General features: G+C 73.8%; 14 protein-coding genes and 1 pseudogene. 3 read left to right on the top strand and 12 right to left on the bottom strand.

The genetic code is table 11. The features are described 5' to 3' along the window. Positions 1-9: 9 nt before the first annotated feature. On the bottom strand, positions 10-453 hold the full coding sequence (locus ACIBCU_RS35435; protein ID WP_362937976.1) for a roadblock/LC7 domain-containing protein: 444 nt from the start codon (positions 451-453) through the stop codon (positions 10-12). Then, the gene (locus tag ACIBCU_RS35430) at positions 450-3,251 is read right to left on the bottom strand and encodes a nitrate- and nitrite sensing domain-containing protein (RefSeq protein ID WP_399236587.1); all 2,802 of its coding nucleotides are present in this window, start codon (positions 3,249-3,251) and stop codon (positions 450-452) included. Before ACIBCU_RS35430 ends, ACIBCU_RS35435 begins: the two co-directional genes overlap by 4 nt. Before the next feature lie 504 nt (positions 3,252-3,755). On the opposite strand from ACIBCU_RS35430, the gene ACIBCU_RS35425 reads away from it, so the two are divergent. Then, positions 3,756-4,241 carry a hypothetical protein gene (locus ACIBCU_RS35425; RefSeq protein ID WP_399236585.1) on the top strand — a complete coding sequence of 162 codons (486 nt, stop codon included), beginning with the start codon at positions 3,756-3,758 and terminating at the stop codon, positions 4,239-4,241. 21 nt (positions 4,242-4,262) lie between these two features. Here the strand turns inward: ACIBCU_RS35425 and ACIBCU_RS35420 are convergent, their stop codons facing one another. From ACIBCU_RS35420 to ACIBCU_RS35380, 9 genes and pseudogenes are all read right to left on the bottom strand, one after another. Beyond that, positions 4,263-9,005 (bottom strand): hypothetical protein, encoded by a 4,743-nt coding sequence (locus tag ACIBCU_RS35420; protein ID WP_399236583.1) that lies wholly within the window; start codon positions 9,003-9,005, stop codon positions 4,263-4,265. 71 nt (positions 9,006-9,076) lie between these two features. Next, positions 9,077-9,979 (bottom strand): hypothetical protein, encoded by a 903-nt coding sequence (locus ACIBCU_RS35415; RefSeq protein WP_362937967.1) that lies wholly within the window; start codon positions 9,977-9,979, stop codon positions 9,077-9,079. A gap of 67 nt (positions 9,980-10,046) precedes the next feature. Further along, positions 10,047-11,573, bottom strand: coding sequence for a hypothetical protein (locus ACIBCU_RS35410; protein WP_399236580.1), 1,527 nt, complete (start codon positions 11,571-11,573; stop codon positions 10,047-10,049). 57 nt (positions 11,574-11,630) lie between these two features. After that, the gene (locus ACIBCU_RS35405) at positions 11,631-15,242 is read right to left on the bottom strand and encodes a hydantoinase B/oxoprolinase family protein (RefSeq protein WP_399236578.1); all 3,612 of its coding nucleotides are present in this window, start codon (positions 15,240-15,242) and stop codon (positions 11,631-11,633) included. Positions 15,243-15,591: 349 nt separating this feature from the next. Beyond that, positions 15,592-16,665, bottom strand: coding sequence for an SGNH/GDSL hydrolase family protein (locus ACIBCU_RS35400; RefSeq protein ID WP_399236576.1), 1,074 nt, complete (start codon positions 16,663-16,665; stop codon positions 15,592-15,594). Further along, a pseudogene (locus ACIBCU_RS35395) lies at positions 16,662-17,639 on the bottom strand (glycosyltransferase); the annotation flags it as partial. The gene ACIBCU_RS35400 and the pseudogene ACIBCU_RS35395, both read right to left, overlap by 4 nt. 178 nt (positions 17,640-17,817) lie before the next feature. After that, entirely contained in the window at positions 17,818-18,948 is a 1,131-nt protein-coding gene (locus ACIBCU_RS35390) for a glycosyltransferase family 4 protein (RefSeq protein WP_399236574.1), read from the bottom strand. Positions 18,949-19,081: 133 nt separating this feature from the next. Further along, a complete protein-coding gene (locus ACIBCU_RS35385; RefSeq protein WP_399236572.1) occupies positions 19,082-20,500 on the bottom strand; it encodes a HEAT repeat domain-containing protein in 1,419 nt (472 codons plus the stop codon). A gap of 230 nt (positions 20,501-20,730) precedes the next feature. Beyond that, a complete protein-coding gene (locus ACIBCU_RS35380) occupies positions 20,731-21,123 on the bottom strand; it encodes an ankyrin repeat domain-containing protein (RefSeq protein WP_362937946.1) in 393 nt (130 codons plus the stop codon). Positions 21,124-21,448: 325 nt separating this feature from the next. On the opposite strand from ACIBCU_RS35380, the gene ACIBCU_RS35375 reads away from it, so the two are divergent. Further along, positions 21,449-21,643 carry a hypothetical protein gene (locus ACIBCU_RS35375; RefSeq protein WP_014044751.1) on the top strand — a complete coding sequence of 65 codons (195 nt, stop codon included), beginning with the start codon at positions 21,449-21,451 and terminating at the stop codon, positions 21,641-21,643. Positions 21,644-21,680: 37 nt separating this feature from the next. Beyond that, the gene (locus ACIBCU_RS35370) at positions 21,681-23,282 is read left to right on the top strand and encodes a hypothetical protein (protein WP_399236569.1); all 1,602 of its coding nucleotides are present in this window, start codon (positions 21,681-21,683) and stop codon (positions 23,280-23,282) included. Positions 23,283-23,294: 12 nt separating this feature from the next. Here ACIBCU_RS35370 and ACIBCU_RS35365 read toward each other — a convergent pair whose 3' ends face one another. Continuing rightward, the gene (locus ACIBCU_RS35365; protein WP_362937940.1) at positions 23,295-24,794 is read right to left on the bottom strand and encodes a PLP-dependent aminotransferase family protein; all 1,500 of its coding nucleotides are present in this window, start codon (positions 24,792-24,794) and stop codon (positions 23,295-23,297) included. Positions 24,795-24,808 lie beyond the last annotated feature (14 nt).

Below are 24,808 nucleotides of genomic sequence, written 5' to 3'. Positions count from 1 at the left end.
CCCCTCGCCTCACCCTCCGGCGGGCAGACCGGTGGTCCGGGGGGCGTTGGCCAGGTGCGCCCCGACCCGCTTGACCATGAGGGTCATCTCGTACGCCACCTGCCCGACGTCCGAGTCCGAGTCGGCCAGGACGGCGAGACAGCTGCCGTCACCCGCGGCCGTGACGAAGAGGAAGGCCTCGTCGAGCTCGACCACGGTCTGGCGGACCCGGCCGGCGTCGAAGTGACGGCCCACGCCCTTGGCGAGGCTGTGGAACCCGGAGGCGACGGCCGCCAGGTGCTCGCTGTCCTCACGGGTCAGGTCCTGGGACGTGCCGGTGGCGAGGCCGTCGCTGGAGAGCACCAGCGCCTTGCGGATGCTCGAGACGCGCTCGACCAGTTCGTCGAGGAGCCAGTTGAGTTCGCCGGAGCCCTGGCGTGAGGAGTTGTGTGCTGCGGCGTTCGGTGCGGTCATCGACCGTCCCCTCCCGGAGTGGTTCCTGGTGCTGCCTCGCCGGGGCCGGTCGCGTCCTCGGCGTTCTGCCGACGGCCACGCTGCCAGCCGCGTTGAAGCGAAGCCATGCGATTGCGTACTTCGTCCGCATCACGTTCGAGGTCGTCGTCGGTGTATGCGGGAACGTTGCCGGAAGTCCGCCCTGCGGAGTCCTCCCGGAGCTGAGGGGCGAGGTTCGCCTGCCGGACCCTGCGCGGGAGGCCTCCCACCGTGTCCGGCGCGGACGGCCTCGGCGCGGGCCTGAGCCTCGGCGGCGCCTCGTCGGCCGGGGACGCGCCCGGGCCGGGCTCCGCGGTGACGGCTTCGGAGCCGGGGGTCTCAGGGGAGCCTTCGGTCGTACCGGGGTGCGAGCGGCCCCCGTCGCCGATCCGGCGGCCATGGCCGGCGGCGGGTGTCTGCGGCTTGCGGCGCGGCAGCGGGACGGGACCGGCGGGGCGCATCGGCCGGACGTCCGCCGAGCGGCCGTCCGAGGCGTCGAAGGCCTGCTGGTGCTGTTCCCGGTCGGCTTCCCTGCGCAGGTCGCGGGCGCGGAAGATGCCGCCCCGCTCGCTCTCGGTGTCCTCCAGGTCGGATACGCCGTCGAGGACGGGGCCGAGTGCCGGGTCGAGCTCCCGGTCGAGGGCCGGGTCGGTGAACCCGAGTGTGCCCACCGGGCCTTCGAGCTCGACGGGTCCGTCGAGCACCGACGGATCGGTGAGGCCCGTGGGAACCGGGGAGAGGCCGGAGGGCCTGCCCGGGATGCTCTTGTCCGCGACTCCGTCCCTGCGGGCCTTGTCGCTGCCGGGCGCGGCGCTGCCCGGCCGGCCGCTGCCGATCGCCTTCTCGGCGCGCCGGTCGAGGCGGAAGCCGGTGCCGTGCGTGTCGGGGGCGTCGGTGAGCAGCTGCGCCGGGATGAAGACGACCGCGGTCGTCCCTCCGTACGGTGAGATCTGCAACGACACCCTGACGTTCTGCCGCTGGGCGAGCCGGCTGACGACGAAGAGGCCGAGCCTGTCAGTGTCGGAGAGTTCGAAGTCGGGGGTCTCGGCGAGCCTGAGGTTGGCGTCCAGGAGGACTTCCGGGGCCATGCCGAGGCCGCGGTCGTGGATCTCCAGGGTGAAGCCGTTGGCCACGCGTTCGCCGTGGACCTGCACCGCGGTGTGCGGGGGCGAGAACACCGTGGCGTTCTCCAGCAGTTCCGCGATCAGGTGGGTGAGGTCGGCGACGGCCGGGCCGCCCACGCCGATGCGGGGCAGGCGCCGGACCTCGATCCGCTCGTAGTCCTCGACCTCGGCGACCGCCGCGCGCACCACGTCCATCAGCTGGATCGGCTTGCGCCACTGCCGGGACGGGGCCGCCCCGGAAAGGATCACGAGGCCTTCGGCGTGGCGGCGCATACGCGTGGTGAGGTGGTCGAGGCGGAAGAGGTCGGCGAGCTCGTCGCTGTTCTCGGTGCGCCGCTCCATGGTGTCCAGGAGCGTCAGCTGGCGGTGCAGCAGCACCTGATTGCGGCGGGCGAGGTTGACGAAGACCTCGGACACGCCGCGGCGCATGTCCGCCTGCTTGACGGCGGCCTCGACGGCGGCGCGCTGCAGGGTGTTGAGGGCCTGCCCGACCTGGCCTATCTCGTCACGCTCGTAACCGAGGTGAGGCGCTTCGGTCTCCACGTCGACCTGCTCGCCCGCGGCCAGCCGCCGCATCACGCTGGGAAGCCGCACTCCGGACACCTCGTGCGCGTCCTTACGCAGCCGGGAGAGGTCGCGGACGAGTTCGCGTCCCACGCGAACGGAGACGAAGACGGACACGAGCAGGGCGACGAATCCCAGGACGCCTGCGACGCCCGCCTGGATCAGGACCCGGTAGCCGGCGGGTTCCGCACGGTCCTGGAAACGGTTGGACATCTCGGTGCCGTCGTTGGCCAGGTGCTCCAGGACGGGTGGGGCCACTTCCTCCCAGCGCGCGGAGTCGATGGTGCCCGGCTCGGTGATCGGTCCCGCGGCGATGAGCCTCTGCTCGGCCGTTCGCAGCGGCTCGGTGTCAGGGCTGCGCCAGTACTGCTCCATGCGGCCGCGCTCGCTCGCCGGCAGGAGTTCGAGGTTGACCTCGTACAGGAGCGTGCGGCTGGCGGCGAGGTCGGAGACGACACGGAGCTCCGGGGCGCCGAGCCGCCCCGCGATGAGGCCCGACGCGATCAGGGCGTCCTCACGGGAGAGCATCTCGCGGGCCCTGGAGATGCCGACCAGGGCCCGGACCTGCTTGTCCATGGAAACGTTCTCCATGGTGTGGAGACTGTTCAGGAAGCGGTAGCAGGGGTCGACGAGGCCGTTGTAGAAGTCGAGGGCCCTGGTCCGGTCGATGGTGCGCTTCTCGACGGACCCGCGCAGCGCGTCCAGGCCGTCGACCTCGCCGAGGATCGAGTCGAGCTGGGCCTCCGACTCCGGGCTCAGCTTGTCCCGTACGTCCTTGCTCTTCGCGCTCTGCCTGACCTCGGCCACGACCCGGTCGGTCCGGGCGCGCTCGCGGCGCAGAAGGGGCAGGGCGTCCGAGGCCCGGGGGTCGGCGAGGAAGACGAGCGTCTGGCGGCGTTCGTCCTGAACGGCCCGGATGGTGTCTTCCAGCGGGTGGCCGACCTGCTCCACGATGGCGCTGGCACCCATCAGCTCACCGGCCTCGCGGCCGGTGACGTAGGTGGCGAAGACCCAGAGACCTGTGAGGGAGGCGAGCGGCACCAGGAGCAACGCCACGATCTTCCTGCGGATGGACTTCCCGCGAAAGCGCATGGCCTCCCCCAGCTCGGCCCCGCACCGCGGGGGTAGTTGTGCCGGTCCGGTGGTTCCGGTCGCCCGGTCTTCGTGGTTGTTCGGGTGTTCCTGCCTCAGCCCACCGAGCGTCGGTCGGAGTTCCGTCAACAAACGGCGCGAGCCTACTACTGACCTACCGGTAACTCGAAGACGTGTCCGGACGATTTCAGGCCGCTCTTCCCCGAGTTGCTCACCAGTTGTCCCGGTATTCCCTGCGAAGAAACTCGCGAAAGCGACAGAGAATCCCTGGCCGAAGGCGGTGCATCCGCACAAGGCAGTTGGCTGGAATTCTTCCTTCCGTGACCTTTCGGGGCTGATTGCCGCCCCCGGCGGGAATCTTCACGACCTGGCATTCGTCCACACGTACGGGGCAGAAGAACCTCACGGGGGTACGTGCGACAGGCAAGCGGCTCCGCCCGCGTAAAAGGGGCGCAAGCCGGGCAGCCACCCTCGAGTCGGACAGTGGTGGGGAGTTGAAGGTCCTTGGACACGGATGAGCGCCGGGGCGCGGCGGCATCGTCGGCGATCCCGTCACAGGCGGGCCCGGCAGCGGCGGGTGGGGCGCCCGCCGCTGCCCACATCCCCCGGCAGCTGTGGGTGGACGAACCCGCGGTACGGCGGAGGATGCCGGATCCGGTGCGGACGGCGGCCGTGCGCGCCGTCCTCATCATGTCGCTGACGATCATTCTGGCCATGGTGGCCTTCCTGTGCACGCTGGCCGGGTCCTGGCTCGCCTTCCCGATGGTGCTCACCGGTGTGGCGGGCACGGTGGTGGCGACGTGGTCGGTGCTGGACGTGTGGGTGACCCGGCAGGTGTGGAACCAGCGCAACGGCGTGGTGTCCGTCCCCAGCAGCACGGCGCGCCGTATGCGCCGGGAGCGCCGCGCCGCCAGGCGCGCGGCACGGTCCCGGGCGCGCAGGGAGGCCCGGATACGACGCCGGGGCGAAGGCAGGCTCTCCCGGGCCTGACCGCCTGCGCCCCGGCCTCCCCTACCGCTTGTCCGTGGCCTGCTGTGCGGGCTCCGTGCGCGTGTCCGTCATCTCCGTACGCATCTCCGGGACCGCCGACGCGCCCACGGTGCCGGTCGCCTCTCCGCTCCGCTTGAACATGCGGGTCGCGGTGATCTCTCCGTGGACGGTCTCACCTGCGGGGTCCTGCTGGGGCAGCCCCGGCCTGAGGTGCTCCTCGACACTGATGTACTTCAGCCCCGCCCGCAGGTCCGCGTCGTTGCGGAGGCGGATGACGAGCGGGAATTCGGCGAGCGCCGTCGTGTCGAACAGCCCGGTGGTGTAGAGCAGTTGGACTCCGAGCGCATCTGAGACCGCGCGCTGCAGCTCCAGCAGGTACGTCGCGTTGGCGCGCCCGATGGGGTTGTCGAGGAAGAGCGTGCCCGCGTGCCGGTGCCGGTCGCGGCCCCTGTCGTTGCTGCGCAGGGCCGCCATCGTGCAGTACAGCGCGATGGCGGCGGTGAGCAGCTGGCCGCCGGAGAAGACGTCGCCCATCTGCCCGACCGGGACGCGCTCGGCGCGGAGCACCGCGTCCGGCTTGAGGATCTCCACCGCGATGCCCTTGGGCTGCAGGGCCGCCTGTACACCCCGCAGCAGGAGGGACATGCCGTCCCTGCGCAGGTCGGAGTTCTTCTTGAGGGCCGCGTGCGTGGCCTCGTCGATGACCTCGCCGAGCCTCTCGGTGAGCGTGGCCTGGTCGGGTTCCTCGAAACGGATCCGGAGGAACTCCTGGCCGGACCACTCCCCCAGCCCCTCGGGCAGCTGGGAGAGCCGCTGGGCGGAGCGGAGCGTCGTGAGAGCCGATTCCACGAGGCCTCGGAGCCGGTCGACGATGGAGTCGCGGTTGCGCTCCAGCTGGACCAGCTCGTCGGTGAGCACGCGCAGCCTGGGCGCGAAGGCCGCGGCCCACTTCTCGGCGTGGTCGGGCAGGGCGGCTGCCGGGAGTTCCCGGATCTGCTGCCGGGCGGGGGTGCGGACCTGTTCGTAGCGGGTGGAGTTGGCGTGCCGTACGAGGATGTCGCTCGCCTCGCGTACGGAACTCTCCGCGGCCGAGAGGTCGGTGGAGCAGCCGCGCAGTGAGCGGCGCGCCTCGGCGGCGGACTGTCTGGCCTCCTCCAGGGTGCCCGGATACGGGTCGGGGGACTCGGTCTCGTCCTCCGCGCCGTGGTCCCTGAGCAGGTCACGCAGGAGTGCGGCGGTCTCGTCGAAGCCGCTCGCCGAGTCCTCGGCGGTGCGGTGGGCGCGCAGCAGTTCGGCGTGGGCGGCACGCGCGGTGTCCAGCGCCTCGGTGGCAGAGGCGAGTTCGGCCGTCGCCGTACGGAGCAGGGCCTGGGCCTGGTCGGCGTCGGCCGGGGCCAGGTCGGCGGGGAGCTCCGTGTGGTGCGGTGCCTCGTCGGCGGGGGCGAGCCGTTCGGCTTCGCCGCGCAGCCGGCCGAGCTGCTCGCTGGCCGTGGAAGCCCGGGTCTCCAGGAGCTGGACGTGGGACTCGGCGCGGGCGGCGGCCGCCTGCCGGGAGGGCCCGTCGGCTCCGTCGGTGCCTTCCAGGAGCTGGGCGGCCCGGGTGCGGACCTTGTTGGTGAGGCGGTCGAGTTCGGCCAGGGCGGCACTCTCGTCGCTCTCGGCGCGCGCCTGCTCGGCACGCAGGTCGGCCCCGACACCCACCTTCTCGTACAGCCTGGAGGCCGCCCGGTAGGCCTCGCGCAGGGCGGGCAGGGAGGTGCGCGCGCTGGAGGCGTCGGGCTCCGGGAGCGTTTCCGGGGCGCCCGCGATCTCGGCCCGCTCGGCACGCAGGGCACGGGCGGTGCGGTGGGCGTCGTCCGCGGCGCGCTGGGCGGCCCGGCGGTCCTCGTCGGCGGCGCGTGCCCGCTCCAGGCAGGCCGTGGCGCGCGCCTCCGATTCGGCTGCCTCGTCGGTCAGTTCGCGCAGTCGCGCCTGCCAGCCCGCGCGGTCGCGGAGACGGTGGGCGAGGCCCGCGAGCGCGTCGGCGGCGCGGCGGGCCCGCTGGGCCGCCTCCTGCCGCTCGTCGCGGACGCGCGCGGCGTCGGCAGCGGCCTCGTCCGCCTCGGTGCGCACGGTACGGGCCTCGGCGAGTGCGGCCTCCGCTGTCTCCGCTGCGGCGCGGGCGGTGCGGGCGGCGTCGCCCAGTTCGGCGAGCATTCCGGGCGGGCAGTCGGCACGCCAGGAGCCGATCCGGGCGGCGAGGGAACGGTCGGCCGCGAGCCGGGCCGCGAGCGACCTGATGTCCTCGTCGCGCGCCGCGGCCCGGGCGCGGAGCGCCTGGCGCTCCTCGTCCGCGGCATGCTCGTCGTGCATCGCGGGGTTCGGCGGGACGAGGAACACGTCGTCGGTGCCGGCGCCCGCACCGCCGGGCGCGGGCACGGGGGCGAGGAGCGCCGCGGTGGTGCCCACGGCGACGGCCGACCGGGGCAGCAGAGCGGCGGCGGCCAGCACTTCGCGGGCGCGGGTGTGCGCGTCCGGGTCGGTGATGACGACACCGTCGACGAGCTCGGGACGCGCCGCCAGGACCGAGGCGTGGTCGGCGGGGTCCACGGCCTGGGCGAGGTAGCGCCAGCCGGGCAGGGCCGGGATGCCGTGCTCACCGAGGTACTCGACGGTGGTGAGGACGTCGGGCCCGGGCGGCAGCAGCCCGCCGTCCCCGAGGGCGCCGAGGATGCGGGAGTCGTCGGCCGCGGCGGTACGCAGGTCGAAGAGCCGTCGTTCGGCGGCTGAGACGCCCTGGTCGAGAAGTTCCCTCAGCTCGTCCGCGGCGCCATCGAACTCCTCGGCCGTGAGGGACTGCGCGTCCGCTCCGGTGGCCTCGTCGTTCCCGTCCGTTCCGGCGGTGGCGCTGCGGGGACGCGGGACACCGACGCCGGTGGCCGCCGGGAGACCCAGCAGGTCGGCGAGGCGGTGGTCGGCGGCGATCGACTCGGCGGCCCTGCGCTCGGCCTCGTAGGACTGCTCGGCGGCCTGCGCGCCGTCGGCGGCGCGGGCCGCGGCGAGCTCGGTGCGGCTCTCGGCCGCCGCGGCCTCCCGGGCCCGGTCGGCGGTGGCCCTGGCCGCCTCGCGCGCGGTGTCCCAGGCGGCGACCGCGCTCGTCTCGGCGTCGTTCGCCGCGAGGGCCGCGCGGGCCGGGTCGGCGTCCGGGGCGGTGTCGTCCAGCCAGCCCGCGCGTACGGCTTCCGCGGTCTCCTGCTCGACCTCGGCGAGGCGCTGACGCAGGTGGCCGGCCTCGCTGCGGGCGCGCTGGGCCTCGGTTGCGGCGGTGGTGGCGTCCCGGTGCGCCGTCTCCCCGGTGGACTGAAGGGTCGCTGAGCGCTCCTCCTCCTCGTCCGCCACCCGCTCCCCCGCCTCCGCGGCGGTGTGCAGGGCCCGTACGAGGTCGGCGGCGGCGGTGGCGCGTGCGGCCAGGGCGGGGGCCGCGTCGCGCTCCGCCTCACGGATGGCGACGGCGACGCGTGCCGAGCGGTCGGCGGCGGCGCGGTGGCGCAGGACGGCCTCGGCGGCCTGCCAGGCGGAGTGCAGGGTGCGTGCCTCGCCCAGCTCGCGGCGCTGCGCCGCAGCGCTCTTCTCGGCGGCGGTGAGGGCCAGGGAGGCGTGCCGGTAGGCCAGTTCGGCCGCGATCAGGTCCCGGCGGCCGCGGGCCGCTTCGGCCTCGGTGACGGTGTGCGCGGCGTCCGCGACCTGCTGGGCGAGCTCGGCGGTGCGGCTCCGCTCCTCGGCGGCGCGCCCGGAGAGCCTGCGGGCGAGCGTACGGGTGCGGCGTTCGGCACCGGCGTGGACGTCGCGGCTGCGGGCCCTGGTCGCGGTGGCGTCGACGATCCGGCCGAGCAGCTCGACCGAACCGGCGGTGAAGTCGCGTTCCGCGGTGAGTTCGGCGCGGCGGCCCAGCTTGTTGCCGAAGCCGCTGACGAGGTCGGCGAGGCCGTCGGTGTCACGGGTGTCGGTGACGGCCCGGAGCAGCAGATCGGTGAAGTCGGAGTCCTTCTTGACCGCGAAGAGGCCGGCGGCCTCGCCCTCGTCGGCGTTCATCTCCCGCTGGTAGCGGAAGAGTTCGGGGTCGAGTCCGAGGTCACCGAGGTGTTCGTTCCACCGGTCGTGGATCTCTTCCCAGTGCACGTCGAGGTGCGGGTAGAACTTGCCGGCGTCCGTGAGCGCGTCGCGGAAGCCCTTCATCGTGCGGCGTCTGCCGCGGGCGTTCGAGACGCCTTCGGCGGGGCGGCCCACCGAGCTGGCCTCGGCCACGGGCAGGCTGTCGAGGCTGAGACCGGGCCCGGGGCGGAAGGAGTACCAGGCCTCGGCGAACTTACGGGGGTCGTTGGAGACCTGGCGGCCACGCCATTCGCTGACCTTGCCGACGACGACGCACTCGCCGGTCAGGGTGTGCTGCCACTCCAGGGCGACGTGTCCGCAGTCGTCGGCCAGCAGGAATTTGCGCAGGACGCCGGAGCTGGCGCCGCCCAGGGTGTTGCGGTGGCCCGGCAGCATCACCGAGAAGATCAGCTTGAGCAGGACGGACTTGCCGCCGCCGTTCTCCAGGAAGAGCACACCGGCGGGCGCCGGGCGGCGCGGGGGGCCGACGGGCTCGTCCTCGAAGAACTCCGCCTGGGCCGGCGCGGGCCTGGGCACGGGCTCGCCGACTCCGCGCAGGTCGAGCACGGTGTCGGCGTAGCGCGCACCGGCGGGCCCGATGGAGTAGAGGCGGACCCGGGACAACTCGTACATGGCGGCGGACTCTCGTCGTTCTGGCGGCGGGCGGGCGGCTGGAGCGGCAGCGGGGGGGGCGGTGCGGCGGTTCAGGAGTGGAAGGGGAGTCCCGCGTCGGCGGCCAGTTCCAGGCCTTCGTCGTCGGGCGGTGGCAGCAGGGTGGCCGAGCCGTCCGAGACCGGGACGACGCCGAGTTCCAGCAGTTCGGCCATGGCGGCGCTGCCTGCCATGTCGCGCACCTGGAGCTGGTAGCGGGCGGTGGTGCGGTAGGCGCCGCCCGCGTCGTCCCCGGTGCGCTGGAGGAAGCCCGAGTCCGTCAGGAAGGCGACGGCCTTGCCGATGATGCCGGTGGTCGAGCCGGCCAGCCGGCGGGCGTCCTTGGTGGCTCCGGTGGCGCTGCGGCGGGAGTAGATCCGCCACCCGGATTCCAGGCCGGGCGCGTCGGTGGCCGGGTCGGTGTTGTCGCCCTGCTCCTCGGCGCGCTCCTCCAGACGCCGGCAGGCCTGGCGGACGAAGGCGTCGACGCCGTTGACGGTGATGCGGCCGATGTACGAGTCGTCGGCCAGGTCCTCGGGCCGGGGGAAGGCCATGGCGGCGACGGCGAGGTGGGCGAGACCGTGCAGGAAACGGTCGGCGGAGTCGGGGGACGCGCGCCGGGCGTAGTCGCCCATGCGTACGGCGAAGACCGAGTCCTCACCGGCGGTCACGGCCATCCCGGCGCGGGTGGAGACCTCCAGCACGATGAGCCCGAGCCCGGTGGCGACGGCGTCGGCGAGCCGGGCGAAGGCGGGCTCCTCGCGGTAGCGGCGGAGCAGCTCGGTGTACTCGGCGTCGCGGGCGGGCATCAGCTTGGGCTGCAGCCCGAACGAGACCAGCCGGGCGGCGTCGGCGGCGTCGGCGGGGCTGACAGTGGCCGGCCGTGCGGTGTCGGCCGCCTGCGTGAAGGGCTGGTCGCCCCACGCGTCGGTGGGCTCGGCGTGCTGCTCGCTCAACTCGGTGACTCCTCGGTGGGGGTGCCGCTCCCGGGCGGCTGCGGGTGGATGGTCGGGCCGGGGACGCTCACGAGGCGTCCTTGCGGTCCGCGGCCATGCCCGCCGCGTCCAGCAGGGCCATGCCCACTATCAGGTCGGCTCCGCCGAATTCGTGGTCCTCGAGCTGGGTGCCGTCGTCGACGGCGAACAGCAGCCGTCGCTCGCCCTGGCGGTAGGCGGTGCCGACGGGAGGGCTCGCCGCGTGGACGGCGAGCAGGGCGACGAGGTACGGCAGCTCGGGGTCGCGCAGCCGGGCCTCCGCCAGGAGTCCTGAGAGCCGGCGGGGGGCGTCGTGCTCCAGGTCGAGCAGCTCCATGGCGTATCCGAGCTGCTCCTCGCTGAACCGGCTGTCGTCCGGCGTGGCGATGAGGTCGGGCTCGGGCATTTCCGCGCCCAGGTGCTCCCGCTCCACCGGTGGCATGAGCAGCAGGCCGACGAGGTCGCCGACCCTGACCGAGGTGGGTGTGCGCAGCCCGGTGCCGTGCGCGAAGAACGCGTCGGTGGCCCGGGTGGCCTGCTCGACGGGGAGCGGCAGCAGGGGCACGACGAGCTGTCCGTAGAGGTCGAGGCCCGTCTGTGCGGTGGGTGTGGCGAATGCCTGGCGGTCCTGCTCGGCGCGGAAGAGGGGCCCTGCCTCCAGGAGCCTGGACTGGAGCTGGGTGTGGCGGCGGATGCAGTCCTTGACGATGTCGACCAGCTCGGCGGCACGGCGCTTGTGCTCGGGTTCCTCGGCTTCGTCCCTGGCCTTGCGGATGTTGGTGAGGATCGCGTTCTCGTGGCGGTAGCGGTCGGCGACGTGGTCCAGCGCCTCGGCGATCATGTCCGGCACGGCGTTGAGCCAGTCCACGGCGCGGACGTTGCGGCGGGTCGCCTCCAGCGTCCTGCGGAGCGTCTCGGCGTACTGCACGGTGCGGTAGCGGGCCTGTTCGGCGGCGAGCTGGGCGTCGGCGAGCCGGCCCCTGCTGATGAGGACCTCCAGCTTCACCTCGGCGGCGATCTGGGCGCTGGTGACGTCCGTGTCCAGGGCACCCACCAGGACGTTGACCGCCTCGTCGGTGGCGCGGAGGTAGACCGTCCCGCCGTGGCCGGGGACTTCCTCGATGAGCTTGAAGTCGTAGTCCCTGCGGACGTAGACGCCGTCGGGTCCGAAGGTGCCGTACACCGCGCGGAAGCCGCGGTCCACGCTCCCGACGTTGATCAGGTTCTCCAGGACCCAGCGCGCGACCCGCTCGTGCTCGGTGACGGGCCGGCGGGGTGCCTGGGCCGCGACCCGCGGGAGGAGCCTGGCCACTATCTGGTCGTGGTCGGCGCCCGTGTCGAAGTCCATGTTGAGGGTGACGAGGTCGATGGCGGCGAGGGCGACCTCGGCCATCGCGTAGACCGTGTACTCGCCGGCCAGATTGGCCTTGCGCACGTCGAGGTCGTGCAGCGGAGCGGTGCACGCGAGCGCGCGCAGCCGACGCGAGAGCCCCTCATCGGCGGCGGGGCCCGGGGCGGGCCTCGGTCCCGCGCTGAGCTGGGGCGCAGCGGTGTGGGTGTCGGCAGGCGAAGTCACGCTGCACAGATTAGGTCCTCGCACCGACAACGGTCGAAACGGCGCAGAAGCGACCGGTCACGGCCGCCCGTAACCGCCTCCTCCCGGGGTGCGCAGCACCAAGACGTCCCCGGTGTCCAGCTCGGCGGTGTCACAGCCTTCGAGAGGCGTCACGGCCGCCCCGCCGGCCCGCTCGACGTACTGCTCGCCGAGAGCTCCGGGGCCGCCTCCCGCCATGCCGTACGGCGGCACCCGGCGGTGTCCCGACAGGAGCGCCACCGTGACGGGTTCGAGGAAGCGGATCCTGCGTTCCACCCCCCGGCCGCCGTGCCACCGGCCCGGGCCTCCGCTGTCCTCCCGCACGCCGAAGCTCTCCAGCAGCACCGGGTAGCGCCACTCGAGGATCTCCGGGTCGGTGAGCCGGGAGTTGGTCATATGGGTCTGCACGGCGTCGGCCCCGTCGAATCCGTCCCCGGCGCCGGACCCGCTCGCGACGGTCTCGTAGTACTGGACCCGGTCGTTGCCGAAGGTGAGGTTGTTCATGGTGCCGGACCCCTCGGCCTGGACGCCCAGGGCCGCGTAGAGGGCGCCGGTGACGGCCTGGGAGGTCTCGACGTTGCCGGCGACGGTCGCCGCCGGGTGGACGGGGGCGAGCATCGAACCCTCCGGAACGCGGATGTCCAGGGGTTTCAGACAGCCGCTGTTGAGCGGGATGTCCTCCTCGACGAGCGTCCGGAACACGTAGAGGACGGCGGCCATCACCACGGACCTGGGGGCGTTGAAGTTGCCGGTCTGCTGCGGGGACGTGCCCTCGAAGTCGAGGACGGCCCGGCGTGCGTCGCGGTCCACGGTCACGCTCACGGCGATGACGGCGCCGTTGTCGGTCTCGTAGCGGCAGGAGCCGTCGCGCAGTCCGACCACGATCCGGCGTACGGACTCCTCGGCGTTGTCCTGGACGTGGCCCATGTACGCCTCCACGACGTCCTGCCCGAACTGGCGTGTCATGCGCCGCAGTTCCGTGATGCCCTTCTCGTTGGCCGCGATCTGGGCGCGCAGGTCGGCGAGGTTGGTGTCCGGGTCGCGTGAGGGGTGGGCGGCGGTCGTGAGCAGCTCCCGGGTCTCCGCCTCGCGGAAGGTTCCGTCGCGCACCAGCAGCCAGTTGTCGAACAGGACGCCCTCTTCGTCGACCGTACGGCTGAAGGCGGGCATGGAGCCCGGGGTGATGCCTCCGATCTCGGCGTGGTGGCCGCGTGAGGCGACCAGGAAGCGCAGCCGGCGCTCCTGTCCGTCCGCCGGCTCGTCGAACACGGGCGTCACGACGGTCACATCCGGCAGGTGGGTGCCGCCGTGGTAGGGATCGTTTACGGCGTACACATCACCGGGCCGCAGGGTGCCCCTGTCACGCCGCAGCACCTCTTTGATGGACTCCCCCATCGAACCCAGGTGGACCGGGATGTGCGGGGCGTTGGCCACCAGGTTGCCGTCCGCGTCGAACAGCGCGCACGAGAAGTCCAGCCGCTCCTTGATGTTGACGGAGTGCGCCGTGTTCTGCAGTCGTACGCCCATCTGTTCGGCGATCGACATGAAGAGGTTGTTGAACACTTCGAGCATGACGGGGTCCACCCGGGTGCCGACGGCGGTCCGCTCGGGCCGCGGCTCGGTCCGGCGCAGCACGAGGTGCCCGGCCGGCCCCGCCGTCGCCTGCCAGCCGGGGTCGACGACGGTGGTGGCGTCGTCCTCGGTGACGACGGCCGGGCCGGTCACGGTGTCCTCGGCGCGCAGTGTCGCGCGGCGGTACAGTCCGGCGTCCCGCCAACCGTCCCCGGCGAACATCGTCACGGTTCCGAGGGGGCGGAGCGGCCCTTCCCCCGCGCCCGCACCCACGCGGGGAGGAGTGTGCGGTCCGGCCGTCCCGGTGGCCTCCACGGAGACGGCCTCGACCACCAGGGGCTTGTCCATGGCGAATCCGTAGCGCGCCCGGTGGGCCACGGTGAACTCCTCGGTCATGGCGGTGACGGTGCCGTGGGCGACGGGCAGGGCGGCGTCCGTGCCGGCGTAGCGCAGAAGGATCCGCGCACGGGTGCCGATGGCACTGTCGGGGACGCCGTCGCCCCTGAGTTCTGCCCGGGTGTGCTCCGCAAGGGACTCGCAGAGGCCGCGCACCCGGGTGCCGGTCGCGTCGTCCAGTGCGGCCTCGACGGACTGTTCGCGCATCGCGGTGGCGTCGGCGAGACCGATCCCGTACGCGGAGAGGACGCCGGCGAGCGGCGGTACGAGGACGGTGTCGATGCCCAGGGCGTCGGCGACGGCGCAGACGTGCTGCCCTCCGGCGCCGCCGAAGCCGGTCAGGGCGTAGCGGGTGATGTCGTGGCCCCGCTGGACGGAGATCTTCTTGACGGCGTTCGCCATGTTGAGCACGGCGATCTCCAGGAAGCCCGCGGCCACTTCGGCGGCCGTACGCCGGCCTCCCGTGGCGGCCGAGACCTCCTCGGCCAGGGCGTCGAAGCGCTCCTCCACGAGACGGGCGTCGAGCGGCTGGTTCCCCTCGGGCCCGAAGACGGCGGGGAAGTGCTCCGGGCGGATGCGGCCGAGCATCACGTTGGCGTCGGTGACGGTGAGCGGCCCGCCCTTGCGGTAGGCGGCGGGCCCGGGGTCGGCCCCGGCCGAGTCGGGGCCGACCCGGTAGCGCCGTCCGTCGAAGTGCAGGACGGATCCGCCGCCGGCGGCGACGGTGTGGATGCTCATCATGGGCGCGCTCATCCGCACCCCTGCCACCTGTGTCCCGAGCTCGCGTTCGAACTCGCCCGCGTAATGGGAGACATCGGTGGAGGTGCCGCCCATGTCGAAGCCGATGACCCGGTCGTGGCCCGCCTGGCCTGACGTACGCACCATGCCGACGACGCCCCCGGCCGGTCCGGAGAGCACCGCGTCCTTGCCCCGGAAGTGCGCGGCCTCGCGCAGCCCGCCGTTGGACTGCATGAACATGAGCCGGATGCCGGGGAGTTCGGCGGCCACCTCCTCGACGTAGCGGCGAAGGATCGGCGAGAGGTAGGCGTCGACGACGGTGGTGTCGCCGCGCGGCACGAGCTTGATCAGCGGGCTGACCTCGTGCGAGCAGCTGACCTGGGTGAAGCCCGCGGCCCTGGCTTCCTCCGCGACGGCTCTCTCGTGGTCCGGGTGGCGGTAGCCGTGCATGAGCACGACGGCGGCGCTGCGGAACCCGTCCTCCGCGGCCTCCCTGAGCCGCCCGGCCACGGCGTCGCGGTCGAGGGCCTTCACGGTGTCCCCGCGGGCGTCGATGCGTTCGGGGACCTCGACGACCCGGCCGTACACGGCCTCGGGGAGCAGGATGCGGCGGTCGAAGAGGCGGGGCCGGTTCTGGTACGCGATCCGCAGGGCGTCCCGGAAGCCTTCGGTGACGACCAGGACGGTCGGCTCGCCCCGTCGCTCCAGGAGGGCGTTGGTGGCGACCGTCGTACCCATCTTGACGCCGGCGACCCGATCGGCGGGGACCGGGTCGTGAGGGCCGAGACCGAGCAGGAGCCTGATCCCCGCGACGGCGGCGTCGCGGTAGCGGCCGGGGTCGTGCGACAGCAGTTTGCGGGAGATCAGCCGGCCGCCGGGGTCACGTCCCACCACGTCCGTGAAGGTGCCGCCGCGGTCGATCCAGAACTCCCAGCGTCCGGTCATCCCTCCATTCTGGCGCGCGGGACGAACCACCGCAGAAACGGCGTACGGGCGGCCGGTCCGGGTGTGGGGCGGGCGGGGCTCCGCGGGGGCGGAGCAACGGGGCGCGCTCTCCGGGCCGGGTGTTACCGCCGGAGCACTGGAAACGTGTGTTCACCCGCCGGCCGTCGACGCCGGTGAGCAAAGGGCACACGCGCGGACCACGGCCGCGACCGTCGTGACGGCGGTGCTGTTCGTCCTCCGCGAGCGTTCTGCCCGCTGTCCGCTGCGTGGTCTCCCGGCCGAACGCACCACCGTAGGAGCGGCGCTGGTGGACACCGCGGGCGAAGTCACCACCGGGGCAAGGTCGTCCTCACCGTCTGATGTCTCCGTGGGGCCTCGCCCGAGCGGGGCCCCACCGGGACCCGTGCACGGTGAAAGCGCGACCCGGCCCGCCCTTCACGTCAGACCCGTGACCTGCGACGTCGCTCAGTGCCTCGCGCAGGGCCTGCTCGGCCCGTGCGTCGAGACGTTCGCTCGTGCCGCGCGCCCGGTGACCGACCTCGGCCATCGCGAGCCCCAGCAGCTGGGGCAGCAGATCCGTGCTGCGACGTGCCAGCCAGCCGGTGCCCTTGGTGGCCAGCCAGAGGGCACCCGCCGCACGGGACGGCGGTGGCTGCTGCGGTTCCTGGCCGGGCCGGTCGCCCAGGGCGAGCCCCCTCTCGGCGAGCATCCCGTGGAAGCCGGCGGCCAGTCTCCGGTGGCCGCGTTCACCGGGGTGGAGCCGCTCCACGCTCCACAGCGAACGGTCGTCGGTCCAGGCCCGGTCCGAGGCGTGCAGATGGACGGCGTCGTAGCGGGCGGACAGGTCGTGCACCACGGCGTTGACCGCCTGCTGGCGCCGCGCCAGGGGTCGGCGCAGCGGGCCGGGGAGCCCCAGCGCCGTCCCGGGATCGGGCAGACACGCCGTCAGGAGTACGGCGCCGCCCCCGGCGAGCAGGGCGCAGACCTCGTCGAGCCGCCCGGTGAGACGGCGGATGTCGAAGGACCGGCGCAGGGTGTCGTTGACCCCGACGACGACCGAGGCGATGTCGGGCCGGAAGTCCGCCGCTGCCTCTGCCTGGCGTTCGTGGACGTCCGCGGACAGCGCACCGGCGACGGCGAGGTTACGGAACTCCACGTCCCGCTCCGTTCCCCCGAGACCCTCGGCGAGGAGCGCCGCCCAGCCCCGCCAGCCGCCCTGGAAGGGGTCGCCGATGCACTCGGTCAGCGAGTCCCCGAGTGCGGCGAACCGGACGGTGGCCGGGGCGTGTGTGGTCCGGGCCGGGGCATTGGTGCGCGGGGCGGGCAGCCGGGCGCCGACGGGCGTGGGAGGCGCCGGGGCGCCCGGGGGTGTGGCACGGCCGCCCGCGGTGGCCGCCGCCCCGGGTGTCACCGCCCCGCTCATGGCCGCGCCTCCACGGCGCCGCGCCGCTGCGGGATGTCGTGGGCGGCCAGGAACGCCGCCGTCGAGCGGTCCCAGCCGAAGAGTCCGGCCCGCGCCCGGGCCGCGGCCCGCCGCTCCGGTTCCGGCCTGGCCAGCAGGTCCCGGAGCGCGGCGGCGAACGCCGGGCCCGTGTCGGCGGCTGCGAGTCCGGCGGAGCCGATCACCTCCGGGAGCGCGGAACTGCCGCTCGCCACCACCGGGGTGCCGCAGGCGAGCGCCTCCAGGGCCGACAGCCCGAAGGTCTCCGCCGGCCCCGGTGCGAGGCAGAGGTCGGCGCTCGCCTGGAGGCGGGCCAGGTGCGCGCGGTCGCGTACGTGGCCCAGGAACTCGGCCGGCAGCCGCTCGGCCCGGGCCCTGCGCTCCAGTTCCGCACGGAGCGGGCCGTCCCCCGCCACCACCAGGGCCGCCCGCACACCCTGGTGGCGCAGTGCCGCCAGGGCGTCCAGCGCCCGGCCCGGCCGTTTCTCCACGGAGAGCCGTGAGCCGAGCAGCAGCAGGACGTCGGCGCCGCGCAGGTGGCGGGCGCGGAGCGCCGTACTGCGCAGTCCGGGCCGGAAGCGCCGCAGGTCCACCCCGAGGGGGGCGCGCACCACGTTGCGTACGCCGATCCGTACGAACTCGCGCTCCGCCCATTCGGTGGTGCACACGATCCGCGCGTAGGCGTGTGCACTGCGCGCGTTGAGCCGGTCGGCCGTCCCTCCCGCCACAGCCGGGGGCGCACCCCAGGCGCGGAGCACCCCGTCGGCCGTCTCGTGGGACACCATGACGGCCGGGACACGGGCGCGGCGTGCCCACTCCCCGGTCCAGCGCAGTGTGGTCCGGTCCGACACCTCCAGACGGTCGGGGCGCAGCTCCTCCAGGAGGCCGCGCACCCTTGCCCGTCCGCCAGCACCCGGTACCCGCCGCTGCCCGGCAGCACCGGCCCCGGAAGGGTGACGACCCTGCCCTGCGGGGTGTGTACGTCGCTCGCGGTGGCGCCGGGGACGATCAGCACCGGCTCGTGCCCTGCCGCGAGGTAGCCGCGCCCGAGCTCGTCCAGTGCGGTGCGCAGTCCACCCGAGGCGGGCGTGACGAAGTTCGCCAGCCGGACGATCCTGAGTCCGCCGGGCCGGTTCACGCGGCCACCGCCGTCCGGCCGCGCAGGACCTCGTCGTAGTGGCCCAGGAGCTGGTCCCCGACGGCTTCCCAGGTGCGGCCCTCGACCGCGGCCCGCGCGGTCCTGCCGAAGGCGTCGGCGCGCGCCGGGTCCGCGACGAGTGCGGCGACCGCCTCGCGTACCGCCCCCGCGTCGTGGGGCGGTGCCAGCAGCCCGGTGCTCCCGTGGGCGACGAGGTCGAGCGGCCCGCCGACCGCGGGGGCGACGACCGGGACCCCGGAGGCCATGGCCTCCTGGACGGTCTGGCAGAAGGTCTCGTACGGCCCGGTGTGCACGAAGACGTCCAGGGAGGCGAAGAAGCGGGCGAGCTCCTCCCCCGTACGGCGCCCGAGGAAGACCGCGCCGGGCAGTGCCGAGCGCAGCGACGCCTCGCTCGGTCCGTCGCCGACGACCACCACGCGCACTCCCGGCAGCGAGCAGGCGCCGGCGAGGAGTTCGACGTGCTTCTCCGGGGCGAGCCGTCCCGCGTATCCGATGATCTTCTCGCCACCGGGGGCGAGGGCGCGGCGCAGTGCCTCGTCGCGCAGACCGGGGCGGAACCGCACGGTGTCGACTCCGCGCGGCCAGAGTTTCACCCGGGGCACGCCGTGGTCGGTGAGGTCCCGGAGTGCGGCGGAGGAGGGGGCGAGGGTGAGGTCGGCGGCGCTGTGCACGGCGCGCATCCGGCGCCAGGCGGTGCTCTCGCCGGTACCCAGGTAGGTGCGGGCGTAGCCGGCCAGGTCGGTCTGGTAGACGGCCACGGCGGGCAGCCCCAGCCGGGCGGCGACCGCCATGCCCCGCACGCCGAGGACGAACGGGCCGGCCAGGTGGACGAGTTCGGCGCGGTGCCCGGCGAGTGCGGCGGCCAGCCGCCGGCCGGGCAGGGCCACGCGGACCTGCGGGTATCCGGGCAGAGGCAGCGAGGGGACGCGCACCACGGGGCAGGGATCGCCGGAGGACGCGGAGTGGGCGGTGGCCGTCGCCCCGGCGGGGGCGATGACCAGCGGCTGGTGGCCGCGGGCGGCGAGGTGCCGGGCGGTCTGCAGGGTGCAGTGGGCCACACCGTTGACGTCGGGCGGGAAGGATTCGGTGACGATGACGACACGCATACGGGTGTTGTCACCGCGCCGGGCGTGCCCTCGCCGACTTGGATCTTTCCGTCCGGGAAACGTCCTATGAGCGTTTGCGCCGCGCGCCCCCGGCGCGCGGCATCCGGGCTCCGTGTGTCAGCGGAGCGCCGGCTCAGACGGCGGGTGCGTCGGGCCCGATCCTGCTGCGTACGGCGGTCTGGACCTCGGCCTCCTCGGCCGGGTCGGCGGCGAGCCGCCTCAGCCGTTCGGCGACCCGGATGTCCCCGGTCTCCGCGTGGTGGGCGGCCAGCTCCCGGGTGGTCTCCTCGCAGTCCCAGAGGCACTCGACGGCGAATCCGCTGGCGAAGGACGGGTCGGTGGCGGCCAGGGCCCGGGCGGCACGGCCCCGCAGGTGCGAGGAGGACGTCTCCCGGTAGACATGGCGCAGCACGGGTGCGGCACAGGCGATACCCAGGCGGCCCGCGCCGTCGACGAGGGTCCAGAGGCACAGGGCGTCGGGTCCCTCGCCCCGGACCGCCTCGCGCAGCGCGGCGAGGACGAGCGGGGCGTCCTGTACGGCGCCGCGGCAGGCCAGGACCCCGGCCGCCGAGGCTCCGAGGGCATCCGGCCGGTGGGCCCAGCGCCGGGCCCGGTCGACCGCCGCTTCTCCGCACATGCGCTCGAAGGCGGCGACGGCCGCCTCCGCGACGGTGGGCGACGGGCCTGCGACGGCCCGCTCGATCAGGTCGAGCACGGCGGGGTCCTGGACCTCGGCCAGATAGTGCAGGGCGGCGCAGCGCGCGCCCTCGGAGCCGCCGGCGGCGGCCTCGACGATCAGGGGCCGGTCCTCGGTCCCGGCGACGGCGGAGAGGCAGCGGGCCGCGGGGACATGGAGCGCGCTGCCGCGTTCCAGTCCGGCCTGGGCCCAGTCGAACACGGCCTGGACACTCCAGCCGGGGCGCGGTCCGCCCGGCCGCATCTGCCGCTGCCATCGGTCGAAGGAGCCCTGTTCCGTCGCCGCCCTGACCCGGGCGCCGACCGCTTCGCGCGGGTCGTCCGCCCAGAGCCGCCAGGGCCGGGGCTCGAAGGCGTCGCGCACGGAGGCGGCCAGCTCGGCGGCGCCCTCCGCGGTGGCGGGGAAGCGCCCGAGCACCGCCTCGGCGAGGGAACGCAGCCCGGCGTCGTCGTCACGCAGGGCGAGCTCGTCGAGCGCCCACGCCCAGTTGGACCCGGTCGCGGCGTACCGGCGCAGGAGCACGAGGGCGTCGTCGCGCCCGTATGAGGCGAGGTGGCCGAGCACGGCGAGGGCGAGACCCGTGCGTGAGTCGTCGGTGTCGAGGTGGTCCTCGGGATTCCACAGGTGCCGCTCGATCTCCTCGGTGCCACCGTCGAGATCGAGGTAGAGGCGCGCGTAGTAGAGGGAGCGGTTCTCGACCTGCCAGTCATGACGCGGATCGCTCAGGACGCAGTGGTTGAGAGCCGCGAGGGCCTCGGGGCGCGGGGCGGCGAGCGCGTGGAGCGTGCCGTCGCCGCGGCCCCTCTGCAGCAGGCCGAGCAGTGTGCCGCTCGGCGCTATGAACGGATCGAACATGGGGAAAGCCTCACATCAAGCTGTCGACGCAACCGGGACTGTGCTGTTCCATGTGCCGGGGTGACATCCCCTAGGCCGCGCAGCAACATGATCGGCCGACTGCCGTCTTCTGCCTGGTGCTCATCTTCCTCTGCCTCTCGTCGGTGGTCCGGAACGGACCCGCGACGTCATGATGACCCAGCCATTTCGCCGACGCGACCACATTTACGACGCACCGGCCGGCCGGCCTCTCAGCGCGCACCGAAGAGTTCCAGCAGGTCGTCCTTGCCGAACATGCGCGCGGTGTCCACGGCGGAGGGTGTCCCGGCGGCCGGATCGGCCCCCGCCGAGAGCAGCGCGTCGATCACTTCGCGCTCCCCCTTGAAGACGGCTCCGGCCAACGGGGTCTGCCCCCGGTCGTTGGCCCGGTCCGGGTCGGCGCCACGGTCCGCGAGCGCGACGACGGCGGGGGCGTGTCCGTGGTAGGCGGCGAGCATGAGCAGGGAGTCGCCCCGGTCGTTGGTGAGGTTCGCGGGGACACCCGCGTCGACATAGGCGGCGAGCGCGTCGCTCTCGCCCCGGCGGGCCAGGTCGAAGACCTTGGTCGCCAGCTCGATCACCTCGGGGTCGGGGGTCTCGCTCATCGGAGGGGCCGCCTTCCATTGCCGTTGTCGCGGTTGCTGACCTGGTGGGGAGTACGGCGGGGGGCCGTACGAGTGAATCGACAGAGTACTGCTCCTGGGCAGTCCTCAGCCTGCCCAGGACCGGCGGGGGATCACTCCGCCGACGTCACTTTCCGGTGGGGACAGGGCCTGCGCGGCAAGGGGAGCCCCTGGGGCTGCGCCTTTTCGCCCACCGGCCGGGTGAAAACGGAGGATATTCACTCAGTTGCACCTTTTATCGTATAGGTACATCTTGTGATCCTGGAAGTACTCATGGTGACTGTCCCCTCAACCAGGAGAACCGCTCATGATCCTCTCCATCTCGGGCGTGGTACTGCTCGGCATCATCGTCTTCCTGTTCTTCAAGAAGGACGGGCTCAAGGCGTCCCACGCCCTCATCTGCGCTCTGTTCGGCTTCTACCTGGCCGGCACAGCCATCGCCCCCAGCATCACGGCCGGCGGGGCGAGCCTCGCCAGCATGCTGGGCGGGATCAAGTTCTGACGCTCCCAGACCGCTCCCACCTCTCCAGGAGACCGACGTGGCCCGGCGACCACTCCCCCGCATCCTCCAGAGCGGCAGCGCTTCGATCACCCGCAGTCGCGAGATCGCGCGCACGGCCGCCGACAACGCCACCGACGTCCTCCATCCGCTGATCACGGTCACCTGTGGCCTGCGGCTGCTGGCGGGAGCAGGGCGGCAGAAGTGGGCCGCGACACCCAAGGACCGGCGCGGACACGTGCTGTTCCTCGTCGCGGCCTGCGTACTGGTGGTGGCGCTCATCCCCTACGGGCCTCTGCTGGCCCTCATCTCGGTGATGGGCGCTGCCGCGTGGCGGGGGCGCGACCGCACCCCCGCGAGGACCGGCCCCGCCGAGGCGGAAGCCGCACGGCTCACGGCGCTGTACGAGGCGCTGGTCCCGCACTTCTCCGTGGCCGACGACCCCGGTCCGCTGTTCTCCCACGGCGGCGACTGGGAGAAGGCCTTCGGCACGTCGTACGAGTTCGACGGCAACGGGCGTCTCACCCGGCTCCAGGTGAACTACCCGGCGTACTTCACCGACGGAGATCCCGCGTCCCGGGCCCGTGTGGAGCAGGTGCTCCACGCCAAGTCGGGCCGGGGCCGCGAGTACCACTTCGCCTGGGACGAGGAGAGCAACCACCTCCTCATGACCGTGCTCGCCGCACTCCCCACCACGATCGCCGCCCAGCGCTTCGTCACCGCGCCCGGCGAGACCGTGCTCGGCTTCACCGACACGGACGCGGTCCGGCGCACCGTTCCGGTCCAGGACGGCGACGCGACGCGGGACGCCTCTCCCGTGATCTGGCGGACCGGGGCCCGCTCGACGGAACCCCATCTGCTGATCGCCGGGCACCCCGGCAGCGGCACCACGACCCTGATGCGTTCGCTGGCCCTGCAGGCTCTCCAGCACGGCGACATCCTCGTCGTCGAGGGCGGCGGCACCGGCGAGTACGGCTTCCTGACCGGCCGGGACGGCGTACTGGCCGTGGAGTGCGGGCTGGCCGGTGCCCTCGCGACGCTCGAATGGGCGGCGCACGAGACCGAGCGCAGGCTCATCGCCGCCAACCGGGCCCGCCAGGCCGGGCACCCCGAGCCCGAGGACATCAAGCGCCCCCTCTGGATCCTGCTGGACCGCCCCAGCGCACTGGGGCACCTGGCGGCCGCCGACGGCAGGCAGGATCCGCAGGAGCTCCTCCAGGTGCCGCTGCGGCACGGCCGCGCCGCAGGGGTGACGGTCGTGGTCGCGGACCAGTTCGACAGCCTGGACGCCCTCACCGAGACCGTGCGGAGCCACACCAGGGCACGCGCCGTCCTCGGCCCCGCGGACCGGGAACAGGTCGAGGCGGTCCTCGGCATCCAGCCGCACACCACGCCCACCCCCGACGTCCCACCGGGCCGCGGCTACACCCGGCTGGGCAACGGGCCGGTCCTCCGGCTCCAGGTGCCGGCCACCCCGGACCCGTACGACGACGCCACGAGCGAGGCCCACCGGCAGGCGGTGCTCGACCTGCTCCCGGGTGGGGCGCCGGCCGTCGGGAAGGCCGCGCCGGAGGACGCCGCCGAGCCCGTGGCCGTGCACACGGAGCAGCTGGTCGGGACGCCCGCCGTCGTGGAAGGGTGACGTCGGGGCGCCTCAGGCCACGAAGGTCCGGGGCGCCTCGGCTCCCGCGCTCGCACCGGAGCCGACCAGCTCGGCGGCGGCGGCCAGCCGCAGGGCCGCCTCGTCCGCCACCGGGCCGCCCACCGTGAAGGGCAGCCGCACATAGCCCTCGAAGGCACCGTCGACCCCGAACCGGGGCCCGGACGGGACGCGGACGCCGACCCGTTCGCCCGCCACGGCCAGCCGGGATCCGGAGAGGCCGCCGCTGCGCACCCACAGGGTGAGGCCGCCTGCGGGCACCTCGAACTCCCACGCCGGGAGCTCCCGGCGCAGGGCGCGCACCAGGTCGTCCCTGTTCTCCCGGGCCTGCTCGCGCCTGATCTCCACGGCCTGCTCCCAGCCGCCCGTCCGCATCAGCCAGTTGATGGCGAGCTGTTCCAGCACGGGCGTCCCCATGTCGGCGTACGCGCGTGCCGCGACCAGACTGCGGATGACGTCCGGAGCCGCCCGCACCCAGCCGATCCGCATGCCGGCCCAGAAGGCCTTGCTCGCGGATCCGACGGTCAGGACGGTGCTGCCCGCCGGATCGAACGCGCAGACCCTGCGGGGCATCTCGACATCCGGGTCCAGACGCAGTTCGTGCATGGTCTCGTCGACCACCAGGACCGTGCCCGCCGACCGCGCGGCCTCGACCAGGGCGCGGCGCTGCTGCTCGTCGGCGAGGGCCCCGGTGGGGTTGTGGAAGTCGGCGACGACGTAGGCCAGCCTCGGGGCGGCGTCCCGCAGGACCTGCCGCCAGCGGTTCATGTCCCAGCCGCCGAGGCCCTCCTCCATCGCCACGGGCACCAGCCTGGCGCCCGCCTCGCGCATGAGCTGGAGGATGTTGGCGTAGCTCGGGGACTCCACGGCGATGCGCTCGCCGCGCCCGGCGAAGAGATGACAGATGGCGTCGATGGCGCCCATCGCCCCGGTGGTGACCATGATCTGTTCGGGCATCGTGGGGATGCCGTGCCCGGTGTAGCGGTCCGCGATCATCTGCCGCAGCGCGGGAAGACCGGCCGGGTAGTCGCCGTGCGTATGGGCGTACGGCGGCAGCTCCTCCAGGGCGCCCTGGACGGCCCGGGTCAGCCACGGCTCCGGGGCGGGCAGCGAGGCGCATCCCAGGTCGATCATGGAGCCGAGCGACTCCGGGGGCAGCGGTTCGAGGCCCCGGGCGGGCAGCGGGTTGCCCGCGGGGACCGCGGTCCAGCTGCCGGCGCCGCGGCGCGACTCCAGGAACCCCTCCGCCCGGAGCGCCTCGTACGCCGCGGCGACGGTGGTCCGGCTGAGGGACAGGGCCAGCGCGAGCTCCCGTTCGGCGGGAAGCCGCGCGGCGACCGGGACGCGGCCCTCCAGGACGAGCAGGCGCACACCGTCGGCCAGGGCACGGTAGGCCGGCGGCTTACGCGAACCCGGCGGCAGGGGGCGCGCCTGCTGGCCCTGGAGCTGACGGGCGAGCTGCGCCGCACCGACGGTCGAAGTCCACTGCGCCATATAAATCAGTCCAC

Source organism: Streptomyces sp. NPDC051064 (assembly GCF_044455985.1).
Taxonomy (GTDB): domain Bacteria; phylum Actinomycetota; class Actinomycetes; order Streptomycetales; family Streptomycetaceae; genus Streptomyces.
This window is presented reverse-complemented; position numbering and strand designations above follow the sequence as displayed.